Origin of the sequence: Bradyrhizobium sp. SZCCHNR2028 (assembly GCF_032380995.1) — a bacterium.
Classification (GTDB): Bacteria; Pseudomonadota; Alphaproteobacteria; order Rhizobiales; family Xanthobacteraceae; genus Bradyrhizobium.
Map to the genome: position 1 here is coordinate 20,321 of NZ_JAUHJF010000017.1, position 15,442 is coordinate 35,762.

14 protein-coding genes are annotated in these 15,442 nt (G+C 65.9%); 9 read left to right on the forward strand and 5 right to left on the reverse strand.

Annotated elements, in window-relative coordinates; genetic code table 11:
* Window positions 1-2: 2 nt before the first annotated feature.
* Window positions 3-779 (reverse strand): GntR family transcriptional regulator, encoded by a 777-nt coding sequence (locus tag QX121_RS23710; protein ID WP_315799276.1) that lies wholly within the window; start codon window positions 777-779, stop codon window positions 3-5.
* A gap of 66 nt (window positions 780-845) precedes the next feature.
* Between QX121_RS23710 and QX121_RS23715 the strand changes: the two genes are divergently transcribed.
* Genes QX121_RS23715 through QX121_RS23740 form a run of 6 tightly spaced genes read left to right on the forward strand, consistent with a single transcriptional unit; the run spans window position 846 to window position 8,304 of the window.
* Entirely contained in the window at window positions 846-2,177 is a 1,332-nt protein-coding gene (locus QX121_RS23715) for a M20 family metallopeptidase (protein WP_315780347.1), read from the forward strand.
* Window positions 2,165-3,715, forward strand: a complete 1,551-nt coding sequence (locus QX121_RS23720; protein WP_315780348.1) for an ABC transporter substrate-binding protein — start codon at window positions 2,165-2,167, stop codon at window positions 3,713-3,715. Before QX121_RS23715 ends, QX121_RS23720 begins: the two co-directional genes overlap by 13 nt.
* A gap of 15 nt (window positions 3,716-3,730) precedes the next feature.
* Window positions 3,731-4,678 carry an ABC transporter permease gene (locus QX121_RS23725; protein ID WP_315813181.1) on the forward strand — a complete coding sequence of 316 codons (948 nt, stop codon included), beginning with the start codon at window positions 3,731-3,733 and terminating at the stop codon, window positions 4,676-4,678.
* Window positions 4,671-5,501, forward strand: a complete 831-nt coding sequence (locus QX121_RS23730; protein ID WP_315799279.1) for an ABC transporter permease — start codon at window positions 4,671-4,673, stop codon at window positions 5,499-5,501. The genes QX121_RS23725 and QX121_RS23730 overlap by 8 nt, the downstream gene beginning before the upstream one ends.
* Complete coding sequence (gene nikE, locus QX121_RS23735) at window positions 5,498-7,072, forward strand: ABC transporter ATP-binding protein (protein ID WP_315813182.1); 1,575 nt, start codon at window positions 5,498-5,500, stop codon at window positions 7,070-7,072. Before QX121_RS23730 ends, nikE begins: the two co-directional genes overlap by 4 nt.
* A 17-nt stretch (window positions 7,073-7,089) precedes the next feature.
* Window positions 7,090-8,304 (forward strand): M20 family metallopeptidase, encoded by a 1,215-nt coding sequence (locus tag QX121_RS23740; RefSeq protein WP_315777427.1) that lies wholly within the window; start codon window positions 7,090-7,092, stop codon window positions 8,302-8,304.
* 7 nt (window positions 8,305-8,311) lie between these two features.
* Here the strand turns inward: QX121_RS23740 and QX121_RS23745 are convergent, their stop codons facing one another.
* From QX121_RS23745 to QX121_RS23760, 4 genes are all read right to left on the reverse strand, one after another.
* The gene (locus tag QX121_RS23745; RefSeq protein WP_315739298.1) at window positions 8,312-8,671 is read right to left on the reverse strand and encodes a carboxymuconolactone decarboxylase family protein; all 360 of its coding nucleotides are present in this window, start codon (window positions 8,669-8,671) and stop codon (window positions 8,312-8,314) included.
* 9 nt (window positions 8,672-8,680) lie between these two features.
* A complete protein-coding gene (locus tag QX121_RS23750) occupies window positions 8,681-11,902 on the reverse strand; it encodes an efflux RND transporter permease subunit (protein WP_315813183.1) in 3,222 nt (1,073 codons plus the stop codon).
* Entirely contained in the window at window positions 11,899-12,888 is a 990-nt protein-coding gene (locus QX121_RS23755; RefSeq protein ID WP_315813184.1) for an efflux RND transporter periplasmic adaptor subunit, read from the reverse strand. The genes QX121_RS23750 and QX121_RS23755 overlap by 4 nt, the downstream gene beginning before the upstream one ends.
* Window positions 12,889-13,012: 124 nt before the next feature.
* Window positions 13,013-13,342, reverse strand: coding sequence for a metalloregulator ArsR/SmtB family transcription factor (locus QX121_RS23760; RefSeq protein WP_315739301.1), 330 nt, complete (start codon window positions 13,340-13,342; stop codon window positions 13,013-13,015).
* A gap of 97 nt (window positions 13,343-13,439) precedes the next feature.
* On the opposite strand from QX121_RS23760, the gene QX121_RS23765 reads away from it, so the two are divergent.
* The 3 genes from QX121_RS23765 to QX121_RS23775 all read left to right on the forward strand — a co-directional run bounded on the left by QX121_RS23765 (window position 13,440) and on the right by QX121_RS23775 (window position 15,428).
* Window positions 13,440-14,726, forward strand: coding sequence for an FAD/NAD(P)-binding oxidoreductase (locus QX121_RS23765; protein WP_315757833.1), 1,287 nt, complete (start codon window positions 13,440-13,442; stop codon window positions 14,724-14,726).
* Window positions 14,723-15,163 (forward strand): thioredoxin TrxC, encoded by a 441-nt coding sequence (trxC, locus tag QX121_RS23770; protein WP_315739304.1) that lies wholly within the window; start codon window positions 14,723-14,725, stop codon window positions 15,161-15,163. Before QX121_RS23765 ends, trxC begins: the two co-directional genes overlap by 4 nt.
* 61 nt (window positions 15,164-15,224) lie before the next feature.
* Entirely contained in the window at window positions 15,225-15,428 is a 204-nt protein-coding gene (locus tag QX121_RS23775) for a DUF2892 domain-containing protein (protein ID WP_315739305.1), read from the forward strand.
* Window positions 15,429-15,442 lie beyond the last annotated feature (14 nt).

A 15,442-nucleotide genomic window follows, 5' to 3' on the forward strand; every position in this document is an offset into this window, starting at 1 on the left:
GCTCAGCGGATCTCGTTGGAGTAGTAGTGCTGCGCCGTCGTGGCGCGGTGCTGGCTGAGGATCGCCAGCGCGCCGGTCTGGTCATAGGCTTCCTCGTCGATGACGAGCACGGCGGCCGGCGCGGAGAGGCCGAGCAGCTTGCGGTCCTCCTTGGTGGCGACCTCGGCCGTCACCTTCTCGCGCACCGCGGCGATCCGGAGGCCATAGGCCTCGAGCAGATGGCGGTAGATCAGGGCAGGGACCTTCTTCGGCTCGCGCGGAAATCCCGCCACGCGGCTCGCGACCATCGAGATCCGCGAATGCAGCACCGGCGCGCCGGCGACGCGGCGGATGCGATGAAGATGCAGCAGCGGCTCGCCGTCGGCCACGCCGAACAGCGCTGCTTCGGCCGGCTCGGCGGTGCGGGTCGTCACCGACAGCACCTCGGCTTGCGACTGCAGCAGGCTGCCGTCCGCGCCGAGCAGGCGGAAGTACTGGAAGAAGAAGCTGAGCCCATGCTGCGACGCGCGGCCCGTCACCACCGTGCCGGTCTTGCGCCGCCGCATCAGCATGCCGCCAGCTGTGAGGTCGGCCAGCGCCCGGCGGATGGTGCCGACGGCGACGCCATATTGGTTGGCGAGCGCGACCTCGCCGGGCAGCACCGTGCCCGGCGGCATGTCGCCGATCAGGATCGCCTCGGCGATCTGCCGCTTGACATGCTCGTAGAGCGGCACCGGCAGCGCGCCCGGACCCGCACCGACTCCGTCTGCCGCTTTGCTGGCCACAGCTGCCTTTTTCATGGAATTGACAAATGCCGCGTCGTGAATTCTATTTCTATATAGAATATAGGATTGAGCAGACGGCAAATGATTTCTCAGGGCATTCCAGTAGATCGGAGCCAGCCCGGCCTGGCCGGCGCCTTCGCTGCGATCGACGGCATGGCCGAGACTGCCGTCGTGGACCTGCGGAAGCTGGTGGCGGTCGATACCAGCTTTCCGCCGGGCGCCGGCTACGATGCCTTTGCCGACGTGATGGAGCAGCTCGCTAGGCCGCTGGCGCTGGATTGCGAGCGCGTGATTGTCCCGGAGGATCTATGGCGCGCACCGGGCGCGCGCGGACCGCGTACGAATCTGATCGCACGGCGCCGCTCCGGCAGACCGGTGCTCGGGCTCTATTTCCATGTGGACACAGTACCGGCGGCGCCCGGCTGGGCGACCGATCCGCTGCAACTGAGCCGCGACGGTGACCGTCTGACCGGACTCGGCGCAGCCGACATGAAGGGATCCGTCGCGGCAGCGCTGCTCGCGCTCCGCGCCGCGCAGCAGACTGGATTGTCGCTGGCCTATGATCCGATGCTGCTGCTGTGCACGGACGAGGAGGCGGGGCTTTATCCCGGAGTGCGCTACCTTGCCGAACAGGGGCGCCTCGAAGGGCATATTCTGAATTTCAACGGCAGCGCCATGCCGCGGATCTGGGCCGGCTGCTTCGGCCTGTTCACGCTCACGGTGCGCGTTCACGGCACGGCGGCCCATGCCGGCGAGCAGCGCCGTGCCGGCGCCAACGCGATCGAGGCGGCCCTGCCGATCCTCAATGCGCTCGCCGCTTTGAAGCCGCTCGTCGCGCAGCGGACATCGACGTTGCCGCCACCTCCGCAGACGGCTGGACCGCTCACCGCGAGCCTCGACATCTCGGCTATTCATGGCGGCCAATGCGGCGGACAGATCCCCTCGCTGGTCGAGATTCTCCTGTGCCGCCGCTATGCGCCCGAGGAGGACTTCGCCGCCGCGCGCCGCGAGATCGAAACGGCGATCCGGCAGGCGGCCGGCATGCTCGACGTCGAGATCATCCTCACCGGTCATCTGATGCCGACATCCGATCCCGGCGGGCCGCATTGGCCGCGCTGGCAGCAGGCGCTGTCGGCCGGTTTCGGCTACGCGGCCGAGGACTTCGCCCGATGGGGGGCGTCCGGCTGCTCCGATTTCGGCTGGGTGCAGCAGGCCACGGGCCTGCAGGAGGTGCTGCTCACGGGTCTCGGCAGGCCCGATAGCCGCATCCATGCGCCGGGCGAATCGACGACGTTCACCGACATCGTCGCATTGGCGAAGTCGGTGCTCGCCTATCTTGCGGCCGAGTTCTGTCCCGAGCTCTCTCCCGAAGCCATCACGCCCGAAAAGGACTTCGCCCGATGCCGTCCGTGACTCGTCGTCATTTCCTTGCCGGCTCCGCGCTCGCGCTTGGTGCCCTGCCGCAAGTCTCTCTCTCCGCCGAGGCGCCCAAGCGCGGCGGCGTGTTGCGGATCTCGGTCGATCAGGGTGCGGCCGTCATTCACCCGCTGCTCGCGCGCGTCAATCCGGAATACCTTATTACCGAGCTGCTCTATTCCAACTTGACCCGGTTGAAGCCGGACATGTCGGTCGAGCCGGACCTCGCGTTGTCGTGGCAGGCCGGCGCGGGGCTCACCGAGTGGACGTTCAAGCTGCGGCCCAATCTCAGCTTCCACGACGGCTCGCCGCTGACGGCGGAGGATGTCGTCGCGACCTTCAAGGCGATCCTCGATCCGAAGACCGCGTCACCGGCGCGTACCAATGTCGGCCCGATCAAGGATGTCGCCGCCGTAGATGCGTCGACCGTGCGGTTCACGTTATCGGTTGCCTTCGCCGATTTTCCGGTCGCGCTCGCCTACAACAATGCGCGCATCGTGCCTGCGAAAGTCGTTGCCGCCGATCTCGCCAGCCTCGCCACAAAGGCGAATGGTTCAGGGCCGTTCAAGCTCGTGTCCTATGAGCCGGACCGCAAGATCGTCGTCGAGCGCAACCCGGTCTATTACGATCCCGCGCGGCCTTCACTCGATCGCGTCGAGATCCTCGTCTATCCCGACCGCACCGCCGAGGCATCGGCTCTGATTTCGGGCGACATCGATCTCATGTTGTCGACCACGCCCGGCGAATATGAGCGGCTCGGCAAGGCCAGCGGCGTCAAGGCGGTGCGGATCCCCTCGGGGCAGTTTCTGAACGTCAACATGGGCTGCGACCAGAAGCCGTTCAACGACGTTCGCGTGCGCCAGGCGCTGGCGCTGACCATCGATCGCGAGGCCATGGCCGGCTTCGTGGCCGGCGGCTATGGCACGCCCGGCAGCGACACGCCGCTGAGCCCCGCCTACCGCTTCTATCAGGACAGCAAACTGAAGAAGCCCGACATGGCCAGAGCCAGGCAATTGCTTGCCGATGCCGGCTATCCCTCCGGCATCGACCTGACGATGGTGGCATCCGACAAGCCGGACACGCGCACGCAGCTTGGCGTTGCGATCCGTGAGATGGCGGCGCCCGCCGGCTTCCGCATCAACGTTCAGACGATGCCGCACGCAACCTATCTCGATCAGGTCTGGAAGAAAGGCAATTTCTACGTCGGCTTCTACAACATGCAGTCGACCGCCGACGCGATCTTCAAGCTGCTCTATACCTCGGATGCGGCCTGGAACGAGACGCGCTGGAACAATGCGCGCTTCGACGAGATCGTCAATGCGGCGCGTAGCGAGACCGACGATGCCAATCGTGCCGCGCTCTATGCGCGGGCCCAGACGATGATGAGCGAGGAGGTGCCGTCGGTCATTCCGGTCTTCTTCGACATCCTGGCGGCGCAGCGCGCGTATGTGGAAGGCTACCAGCTGCATCCGCGTGGGTCGGTGTTCCGGCTCGATCTCGTCTCGCTCGGCGCCGGCGCGCCCAAGCGCAGCTGAGGCAGGATCCGAGCGGTGTCATTCGCTTGGCTGCTACGGCGGCTGCTCCTGATAGTCTACACGGTCGTCATCGTCAGCGTGCTGGTGTTCGCCATCACGCAGGCGCTGCCGGCTGATGCCGCGCAGACGCTGCTTGGCGAGAACGCCTCGCCAGAGGCGCTGGCAGCCGTTCGCAGCCGGCTCGGGCTCGACGATCCGGTCTGGCAGCAATTCGCGCATTGGGTCGCGCACGCGGCCACGGGCAATTTCGGCGTCTCCATGCGCACCGGCCTGTCGGTCGCGCCGGAGATGCTGACGGCGCTGTCGCGCTCTCTGCTGCTGGCAGCTGGCGCGCTCGTCGTCACTCTTCTGATCGCAGTCCCGCTCGGAATCTTCGCGGCGCTCCGCAAGGGCCGGCCGACGGATACGACGACCAGCGTGATCGCCTATCTCGGGGTCTCGCTGCCGGAATTCGTCACCGCAACCGTGCTGGCGCTGCTGCTGACCGACATCCTGCCATGGCTGCCGGCGACCGGCTACGTGTCGCCGCTGGAGGATGCCGGGCTGGCGCTACGCCATCTGATCCTTCCGGTCCTGACGGTCTCGGTGATTCTCGTCGCGCATGTCATGCGCATGATGCGCTCGGAGACGCTGGACGTGCTGCAGTCCGACTACGTTCGCGCGGCGCGGCTGAAGGGCCTGCCTGAGCGGACGGTGCTGGTGCGGCACGTGATGCGCAACGCGCTGCTGCCGGTTATCACCATCGTCGCGCTCGACGTCGGCTATCTCTTGGGCGGCATCATCGTCATCGAGGAGATTTTCGCCATCCCCGGCATCGGCCGCGCATTGATGATCGCCATCACCACCCGCGATCTGCCGTCGATCCAGGCCGGCGCGATGATCATGGCGGTCACCTACGCGATCACCAACACGCTGGCGGATGTCGTCTACGCGCTGCTCGACAAACGGATCAGCTATGACTGAGCTGTTCGGCAGGATGATCCGCAAGCCGCAGGGGGCGATCAGCGTGATGCTGCTCGTTGCCCTCGCCATCGTCTGCATCCTCGGCCCGTGGCTCGCGCCCTATGGGCCGGAGAAGATGGATTTTCTCGGCCGTTTCCGCCCGCCGGGATGGCAGAACTGGCTGGGCGCCGACCAGTTCGGCCGCGACGTGCTGAGCCGCCTGCTGTCCGGCGCGCGCGCCACCGTTCCGATGGCGCTCGCGGCGACGCTCGCCGGCAGCGCGATGGGCGCCGTGATAGGCGTCGCATCGGCCTATCTCGGCGGCAAGGCCGACGAATTCATCATGCGCACCAACGATGCCGTGATGGCCATTCCCGGTCTCCTCATGGCGCTGCTGCTGGTCAGCACGCTCGGCAATGGGGCTGTCAACGCGGTGATCGCGATTGGCTTTGCGTTTGCGCCTGGCATGGCGCGGGTCACGCGCTCCGTAGCCCTTGCGGTGCGCAATCAGGACTACGTCAAGGCCGCCATCGCGCGCGGCGAGGCGGCATCGCAGATCATCTTTCGCGAAATGCTTCCCAACGTGATGGGCCCGATCATCATCGAGGCCACGATCCGGGTGTCGTTTGCGGTGATGCTGTTCGCTACGCTGAGCTTCCTTGGCCTGGGAGCGCAGCCGCCGGCATCCGAATGGGGGCTGATGGTGGCCGATGCGCGGCAATACATGCACCAGGCGCCGTGGATCCTGATCGCGCCCTCGGCGGCGATCGCGCTGTCGGCGATCGCCTTCAATCTCGTCGGCGATGCCCTGCGCGACGCGCTGCATCCGCGGGACGATCGATGAAGCCGGCGCTCGCCATCACCAATTACGGGCTGGACTACGTCACATCGGCGGGCGCCGTCGAGGTGCTGCGCGACGTGTCACTCGAGATCGCGCCGGGCGAGGTGCTCGGCCTCGTGGGCGAATCCGGCTCCGGCAAGAGTTCGCTGGCCTGGGCGCTGATGCGGCATCTGCCGGCCAATGCCCGCGAGATCTCGGGATCGCTGCGCCTCGGCGATATCGACCTGCGGTCTCTGAGCCCGAAGCAACTCACCGAGGTGCGGGGCCGCCGGATCGGCATGGTGTTCCAGGACCCGTCGACCGCGTTGAATCCGACACTGACCATCGGCCATCAGATCACCGAGACGCTGATGCGTCATCGCGGTCTGAACGCGCGGGCCGCCAGGGATCTCGCGATCGAGCTGCTCGGCCATGTCGAGCTGCGTGACCCCGCGGCGGTGCTGCGGCGCTATCCGCACGAGATCTCCGGCGGCGAGAAGCAGCGGGTGATCATCGCGACGGCCTTCGGCTGCCGGCCCGATGTCATCCTGTTCGATGAGCCCACGACAGCGCTCGATGTCATCACCGGTGCCCGTATCATCGAGCTGTTCGCGCGCCTGCGCGCGGAAACGGGCGTCGCTGCGCTCTACATCTCGCACGATCTCGCGATGATGACCCGCGTCGCCGATCGCGTCGCGGTGATCCGGCACGGCCGCGTCGTCGAGCAGGCGGGGGCATCTGATATATTTCGGACGCCGGAGCACGACTATACCAAGGCACTCATCGCCGCGGTGCCGCGTCCGGAGCGGCGGCTCGTGAATGATCAGCCGGGCGCTGCCGTGGTGCTTGAGGCGCGTGGCATCGAGGTGCGTTACGGCCGGGCCAGCCTGTTCCGCGCGTCGCCACCACCGGCAACCAAGGCCGTCGATGTCGACATCCGCGCAGGCGAAATCGTCGGCCTCGTCGGCGAATCCGGCTCGGGGAAATCGTCCATGGCGCGCGCCCTGACCGGGCTCGCCCGCTTCGACGGTACCATCAGTTTCGACGGCCGGATGCTGCGCGGGGCCCGCGACATGAATTCCGCCTATCGTCGCGATGTTCAGATCGTGTTCCAGCACCCGGATTCCTCGCTCAATCCGCGTCACCGCATCGGCGAGATCCTGTCGCGTCCCTTGAGGCTCTACGGCGGTGATGTCGCCTCAGTGCCGCGCCTTCTCGATCAGGTCCGGCTGCCAGCGTCCTATGCGATGCGCTGGCCGCACCAGCTATCCGGCGGCGAGAAGCAGCGCGTCGCGATCGCGCGTGCTTTTGCGGCGCGACCGCGCCTGGTGATCTGCGACGAGATCACGGCGCCTCTCGATGTCTCCGTCCAGGCCCAGATCATCGAGCTGCTGCTGGCTTTGCGCGCCGAGACCGGCGCGGCCTATCTCTTCATCACCCACGATCTCAACCTCATCAGGCAGATCGCGCACCGCATCGTCGTGATGCGCCACGGCCGGCTGGTCGACAGCCGTGCCGTCGATGCCTTCGGCGCAGACGACGTTCACCCTTACACCCGCGAGCTGATGGCGGCCTCGCCAGCGCCCGTTGGCTGACCGCAAGGATTGCCCCCATGGATCGCAACGACCTGCTCGCCCGTATCTCCGTCCCGGAGTCGCTCGCACTGCTGTCGCGCATGGTACAGCATAAGAGCTATTCGAAGACCGAAGGCGAGAGGCAGCTCGCGACGTTCATGGCCGAGCAGATGAGCGAGATCGGCCTGGATGCGGCCGTCGCGCCGTTCGGTGCCGAAGGCCGCGTCAACGCCGTCGGCCGCTGGAACGGCACCGGCGGCGGCAAGAGTCTGCTGTTCAACGGCCATGTCGATACCAATCCGGTGACGGAAGGCTGGACCGTCGACCCCTGGGCAGGGAAGGTGGACGACGACTTCGTCTACGGAATCGGCGTGTCAAACATGAAGGCCGGCGACGCCGCCTATTTCTGTGCGGTCAAGACGCTGATCGAGGCCGGCGTCAAGCTGAGGGGCGACGTCATCCTGACCTATGTGGTCGGCGAGCTGCAGGGTGGGGTCGGCACCTACTCGTTGCTGAAGCAGGGGCTGCGCGCGGACTATTTCATCAATTCTGAGCCAACCGACCTCAAGGCGATGACGATGCATGCCGCGGCATTCATGTTCATCATCGAGCTCGTCGGCAACACGCGGCATCTGTCGAAGCGGGAGGAGGCGGTTGACGCCATCACTGCCGCCTGCGATCTCATTCCGCGTCTCAATGCGATGCGATTCTCCGGCGCGCGTTCGCCGGCACATGAGGCCATCAACCGCGTTCATGTCGGCGTCGTGCACGGCGCGCTCGGTCGCGAGCTGCACGAGTGGCGGACGCCGCAGGTCGCGGATTTCGTCCGCATCAAGGGTTCCGGCCGTTATGCACCAGGGCAGACCGAGCAAGGCGCGCTGGCGGACATGCGGCGCGAGCTCGATGCGCTGGAGGCGCGTTTTCCCGGCCTGAAGGCTCATCTGATGTCGGAGGATCGCGCCGGCGTACCGACCATGCCGCCGTTCGAGGTCGCGCCCGAGAGCGCGATCGTCCGTGCCGTCAACAATGCGTATCGCGTCGTGCGCGGCGCCGCCCAGCCGACGGGCCCGGTGGCGCCCAGCTGCTTCTATGGCACCGATGCTGGCCATCTTTATACCTATGGCGGCATGGAGGGCATCGTCTGCGGGCCGGGCGGCCGCTACAACACGATGCCTGACGAGCGCGTCGACATTCCCGACTATCTCGACATGATCCGCATCTACATGCTGGCGATTCTCGACATCTGCGGCTGATGCCGCGTCAGGCGGCGGCTGTCGCTTGTTCCTGGAACTGTTCGAAGGCCGCGATCGCATCGGCGGCATACATGAGCGACGGTCCGCCGCCCATGTAGATGGCCATGCCGAGCGTTTCCTCGACCTCCTGGCGGGTCGCGCCGAGACGCACAAGCGCGTCGGCATGGAAGCCGATGCAGCCGTCGCAGCGGACGGCAACGCCGATCGCCAGCGCGATCAGCTCCTTGGTCTTCTTGTCGAGGGCGCCGTCGCGACTCGCGGCCTGAGCCAGTGCAGAGAAGCCCTGCATGACCTCAGGGATGTCCTTGCGCAGCGTTCGCAGATTGCCGGAAATGTCCTTGCAGAGCTCGGGGTAGTTCTTGTCCATCATCATCTCCTAGGACATCTTCGTGGTGGGTTTGCCGGGCTCGCGCAGCGCGATGTAGATCGCGGGGATCACGAGCACGGTGAGCAGGGTGGATGAGGCCAGGCCGAACAGCAGCGAGATCGCCAGCCCCTGGAAGATCGGGTCGAGCAGGATCGTCGCCGCACCGATCATCGCCGCGAGCGCCGTCAGCAGGATCGGCTTGAAGCGCACGGCGCCGGCCTCCAGCACGACGTCGCGCAACGTCTTGCCCTCGCCGCCGCTGTGCCGGATGAAGTCGACCAGCAGGATCGAGTTGCGGACGATGATGCCGGCCAGCGCGATGAAGCCGATCATCGACGTCGCCGTGAACGGCGCGCCCAGCAACCAGTGGCCGAGCAGGATGCCGATCAGGGTCAGCGGGATCGGCGTGAGGATCACCAGCGGCAGCCGGAAGCTCTTGAACTGCGCTACGACCAGAACGTAGATGCCGAGGATGGCCGCGCCGAACGCCGCGCCCATGTCGCGGAAGGTCACGTAGGTGATCTCCCATTCGCCATCCCACAGCAGCGTCGGGCGGGACTCGTCCTTGGGCTGGCCGTGGAAGCCGATCAGTGGCTTCGGCAGCTTGCCCCAGTCATGGGCGTCGATCCGGTCGGCGACCGCGAGCATGCCGTAGAGCGGGGCCTCGAAGCGGCCGGCGAGTTCGGCCATCACCATGTCGGCAAAGCGTCCGTCTCGGCGGAAGATCGTCGGCGACCCCTCTTCCATGGTGGCCTTCACGACCTGGCCGAGTTCGACGACGGTCTTGCTGCCAGGCACCGTGTTGGCGGGCACCGGCGTCGATGCCAGGGCCTGGCTCCAGCTCTTGTCGTGCTTCGGCAGACGCACGGCGATCTCGATCGGATTGCGGTCTTCGCCGCGATGCGAGTAGCCGACCGAGACGCCGCCGAACAGCGTCTGGATCGTGTCGTAGACGTCGCGCTGCTCGACACCGAAGAATTCGAGACTGTCCTGGTCGATCGACAGTCGCAGCCGCGGCCGGCGCTGACCGATGGAATCGTCGATGTCGACGATGAAGGGAACGTCGGCGAAGACCTTCTTGAGTTCGGTGGTGACGGCGCGCCGAGTCGCCGCGTCCGGACCGTAGATCTCCGCCAGCAGGGTGGCGAGCACCGGAGGCCCGGGCGGCACTTCGACCACCTTGATGCTGGTGCCGGCCGGCACAGGGATGCTCTTCAGCCGCTGGCGCAGCTCGAGCGCGATGTCGTGGCTCGCGCGCTTGCGGTCGCCGCGCGCGGCGAGATTGACCTGGAGCTCGCCGAGCTCGGGCCGCTCCCGCAGATAGTAGTGCCTCACGAGACCGTTGAAGTTGAACGGCGCCGCCGTGCCGGCATAGCTCTGCACGGTCGTGATCTCCGGCAGTCCATGCGCGATATCGGCGGCTGCGAACAGCGTGCGCTCGGTATCCTCCAGGCTCGCGCCTTCGGGCAGATCGACCATCACGGCGATCTCCGACTTGTTGTCGAACGGCAGCAGCTTGACGGTGACGGACTTGGTGGCGAACAGCGTCATCGACAGCAAGGTGGCGATACCGACGCCGAGCAGGAAGATCCAGGCGGAGCGCTTGCTGGCGACGATCGGGCGCGCGACGCTTCGGTAGATGCGTCCGAGACGGCCTTCGCCATGCGCGTCATGAGAGCCTGCCGAGGCGCTGGTCGACCTCGGCGCCAGCCGCAGCATCAGCCACGGCGCCACCACCATGGCGACGAAGAACGAGAACAGCATCGCCGCCGAGGCGTTGGCCGGGATCGGCGCCATGTAGGGGCCCATCAGTCCCGACACGAACAGCATCGGCAGCAGGGCGGCGACCACGGTCAAGGTCGCGACAACGGTGGGGTTGCCGACTTCGGCGACCGCCTCGATGGTGGCCTGCAGGCGCGGCCGGCCGTCATGCATGCCCCAATGGCGCGCGATATTCTCGACCACGACGATGGCGTCATCGACCAGGATGCCGATCGAGAAGATCAGGGCAAACAGGCTGACACGGTTGATCGTGTAGCCCATCAGATTGGCGGCGAACATCGTCAGCAGGATCGTGGTCGGAATCACCACGAAGGTCACGAGGGCCTCGCGCCAGCCGATGGCGACCGCAATCAGCACGACGATCGAGATCGTGGCGAGGCCGAGATGGAACAGTAGCTCGTTGGCCTTCTCGTTGGCGGTCTCGCCGTAGTCGCGCGTCACCGTGACTGCGACGTCGCTCGGAATGAGACTGGCCTTCAGCCCTTCGAGGCGCTGCGCGATGTCGTGAGACACCACCACGGCATTGGCGCCGGCGCGCTTGGCGAGCGCAAGACTCACCGCCGGCACCCGGTGCCAGTCGCCCTTGTCGTTGCGGGCATCGTCCCAGACGCGATGCTCCGCGAGATTGGGGCCGATGACGACGGTGGCGACGTCGCGCACATAGACGGGACGACCGTCGCGCGTCGAGATCAGCAGCAGGCCGATGTCCGGGATACCCGTGAGCGTCTGGCCCGCGGCGACATTGCGCACGATGCCGCCGTCGCGAACGTCTCCGGCCATGAACGATCGGTTCGCGTCCTTTACCTTGGCGACGAGCTGCTGCAGGGTCACGCCGAACAGCGACAGTTTTTCCGGATCGGGCTCGACCCGGATCTGCTGGGCACCGCCGCCGGAGATATAGGTCAGGCCGATATTGTCGACCTTGGTCAGCTCCGCCCGCAGCTTGTCGGCGAGCTCGTAGAGGTCCTTGTCGGACCAGCGCCCGGCGGCTTCAGGCTTCGGCGACAGTGTCAGCACAGTGACGGCGACGTCGTTGATGCCGCGGCCGACGATCAGCGGCTCGGGAATGCCGACGGGGATGCGGTCGAGGTTGGCGCGTAGCTTCTCGTGGACGCGCAGGATTGCGTCCTCGAACTTGGTCCCCACCAGGAACCGCGCGGTGACCATGACACGGTCGTCCTCGGTCTGGCTGTAGACGTGCTCGACGCCATCGATCGCTTTGACAATGGTCTCCAGCGGCTTCGTCACGAGCTCGACGCCGTCGGGCGCACGCAGGCCGTCGGCGTTGACCCGGATGTCGACCATCGGCACGCTGATCTGCGGCTCTTCCTCGCGCGGGATCACGACGACGGCGATGAGGCCGACCACGAGCGCCGCGAGCAGAAACAGCGGCGTCAGCGGCGAGGCGATGGTCGCCTGGGTAAGCTTGCCTGAGAGTCCGAGTTTCACGGCTGCACCAACTGGTCGCCAGCGCGCAGGCCGGACAGGATTTCAAGTCCATCGGGGAGATCGGCGCTCGGCAGAGCGCGGCCGCGCTGCACCGGAACGCTCACCTTCTGCGTCCCTTGCTGCAACTGGACATAATCGATGCCGAACCGTGTTGTGACGTAGCGCTGCGGGATCACGTAGGCATCGCGTTGGCCGCCGGAGATCCAGACCCGGAGCCGGTCGCCGACGAAATACTGGCCGAGACCGGAGACGATCGCGTCGGCCACGACACGGCCTTCCTCGATCTGCGGATAGACCAGGTCGATCACACCCCATTTGTCGGCGCTGTCACCGAACTCGGCGCCGTCGACCCGGACCTTGTCGCCGGCCTTGAGAAAGAGAGCGTGGCGCTCGGGCACGCGCAGTCGCAGCTTGAAGTTCTGCTGCGCCACCGTGACCACGGGATCGCCGGGCAGAACCACAGATCCGACGGCAACCGGCTTCTTCAACACGCGGCCGTCGTCGGGCGCCAGCACTTGGCCTTCGCTCATCTGCTGGTTTACCACGGCACGCTCGGCGGTCTTGGCCCGCAGCCCGTTCTCGGCGACGTTGAGCGCCGTGCGCGTCTCGTCGAGCTTGATGCGGGGCAGGGTGCCGCGCTCGACGAGGCCCTCGGTGCGCGTGAAGTCGATCTGCGCCTGGTTGGCTTGCGCCTGCAGCGCTTCGATCTGGGCGTCGAGCGATTTGATCTGCAGGGCCAGCTTTTCATCGCCGATCAAGGCGATGGGCTGGCCGCGCTTGACCGGGTCGCCTTCGCGCACCGAAAGCTGCACGATGGTGCCGCCGATGCGGCCGCGGGCAGGGACCACGCTGATGCTCTCCACCGTCGCGAACACCGCCTTCTCGTCGGCGACCTGCCGTGGCGCCACCGTCAGCGTCTCCGCAAGGGCCGGCGCCGCCTGCCACGCCATCGCGGCGACCAAGCTCAGGACCGATAATCTGCGCATCAGCCTATTCCTGTCTCTTCTATTGACCTAAATCGGGTAAAGCGAAACATCCGTGGGCGGTACAGACATCCCACCGGGATACGGGTTCCCACTTGATGCTAGTCAAGTCGGCGGGATCGCGCCGTCATAGTCTCGGCGCAGGTTTCGGCGGCCGCGTTGCGCAATAGACCTGATAGAGGGTCTTCAGGACCTCGCGAGCCGGCTCGCTGGTGATCGAATAGTAGATCGTCTGCCCCTCGCGCCGCGCGGTGACCAGGCCGTCCTTGCGCAGCAGTGCGAGGTGCTGCGAGACGGTCGAGTCACGCAGGCCGAGGAATGCAGCAAGCTCGCCGACAGACCGTTCGTTGTCGACCAGCTGGCAGATGATCAGGAGCCGGTGCCGGTTCGACAGCGCCTTCAAGAGGTCACTTGCCTGGTCGGCCGCCGCTTCCATGATGTCAGCATTAAATTTCATAGTTGCGTATATACAGATATTCGAATATATAGTCAAGGCCAGCTCGTAAGGTCGCGGCTGGGCGAAACAATAACGAAGCAAGGCGATGGAGGACCCAATGGCGGATGTTGTCGTGATCGGAGCGGGGCTGAGCGGCTCCCTGATGGCTTATGAATTGTTGCCCCAGCTGAGGAAGGAGGATCGCGTGACCGTCATCTCGCAGGGGTCCTCCTATCATTTCGTGCCGTCCAACCCGTGGGTCGCCGTCGGTTGGCGCAAGCGCGACGAGATCGAGATCGATCTGGTCGACGTCATGCAGCGCAAGGGCATCCGGCTGTTGACGCAGGGCGCCAAGAGGGTGCACGCCGCCGAGAACCAGGTCGAGCTCACGGACGGCGCCATGGTGGCTTACGACTATCTCGTCGTCGCGACCGGTCCCGAACTCGCCTTCGATGAGATTCCAGGGCTCGGACCGGATGGACATACGCAGTCCGTGTGCCATGTCGACCACGCCGCCCATGCCAAGGCGGCATTCGACAGGCTGGCCGAGAAGCCTGGCCCGGTGATCGTCGGCGCGGTGCAGGGCGCGTCCTGCTTCGGACCGGCCTACGAATTCCTGTTCATCCTGGAGACCGAGCTGCGCCGCCGCAAGCTGCGCGACCAGGTGCCGATGACCTTCGTGACATCCGAACCCTATATCGGTCATCTCGGCCTCGACGGTGTCGGTGACACCAAAGGTTTGCTGGAGAGCGAGATGCGCGAGAAGCACATCAAGTGGATCACCAGCGCGCGCGTCACCAAGGTCGAGGACGGCCGCATGTTCGTGGAGGAGATCGCCGACGACGGCTCCGTCCGCAAGACGCATGAGCTGCCGTTTGCCTATTCGATGATGCTGCCGGCATTCCGCGGCGTCGGAGCCGTCAGAGGCATCGACAAGCTGACCAATCCGCGCGGCTTCGTCGTCGTCGACAAGCATCAACGCAATCCGACCTTCCCCAACGTGTTTGCCATCGGCGTCTGCGTTGCGATCCCGCCGATCGGGCCGACGCCGGTGCCGGTCGGGGTGCCCAAGACGGGTTTCATGATCGAATCGATGGTGACGGCGACGGCCTTGAACATCGGAGCGCTGCTGCGCGGCCAGGAGCCAAAAGCCGAGCCGACCTGGAACGCGATCTGTCTTGCCGATTTCGGCGATTCCGGCGTGGCCTTCCTGGCTCAGCCGCAGATCCCGCCGCGCAACGTCAACTGGTCGTCGAAGGGGGAGTGGGTGCACTACGCCAAGGTCGCCTTCGAGAAGTACTTCCTGCGCAAGATGAGGCGCGGGACGCCCGAGCCGTTCTACGAGAAGTTCCTGCTCGACCGGCTCAACATCGCCAAGATCAAGGAAGTCAGGACCGGGACATGAGCAACGGCTTGCAGATCGTGTGCGGCCATTGCGGGCAGATCAACCGTCTGCCCGCGGACCGGGCGCCGGCGCAGGGGAAATGCGGCAAGTGTCATACGCCGCTGTTCAGCGGCCATCCGATCGAGGTCGACCAGCCCGCGTTCGAGCGTCATGTCGCGCATAGCAGTTTGCCGCTGCTCGTCGACGTCTGGGCGCCGTGGTGCGGCCCATGCCGTGCGATGGCGCCAATGTTCGCACGTGCGGCCCAGGAGCTGGAGCCGCGTGTGCAACTCCTTAAGCTGAACTCGGACGAGGCGCCGGAAGTTTCGGCACGGCTCGGCATCTCCGGAATTCCGACCATGCTGCTGCTGCAGCAGGGTCGGGAGCTGGCGCGGATTTCGGGTGCGATGGACTCGCAACGAATCGTCGCCTGGACACTGTCCGGCCTGCGGCAATAGCCGTATGGCCGGACCGGCACTTGCTTGATTACGCTCAAATGCAACCATGAGGGAGTATGTCATGAACGTCGACAAAGCAGTTCTCACCTTCGCAGGGATCGTCGTCCTGCTCAGTCTGGCCCTGGGCTGGTACGTCAGTCCCTATTGGTTCTTGCTGGCGGCCTTTGCTGGCGTGAACATGATCCAGGCCTCGTTCACGGGCTTCTGTCCGGCAGCGATCGTCTTCAAGAAGCTGGGGCTCAAGAGCGGCAACGCGTTCTCCTGAATCGGTCGGAAGGA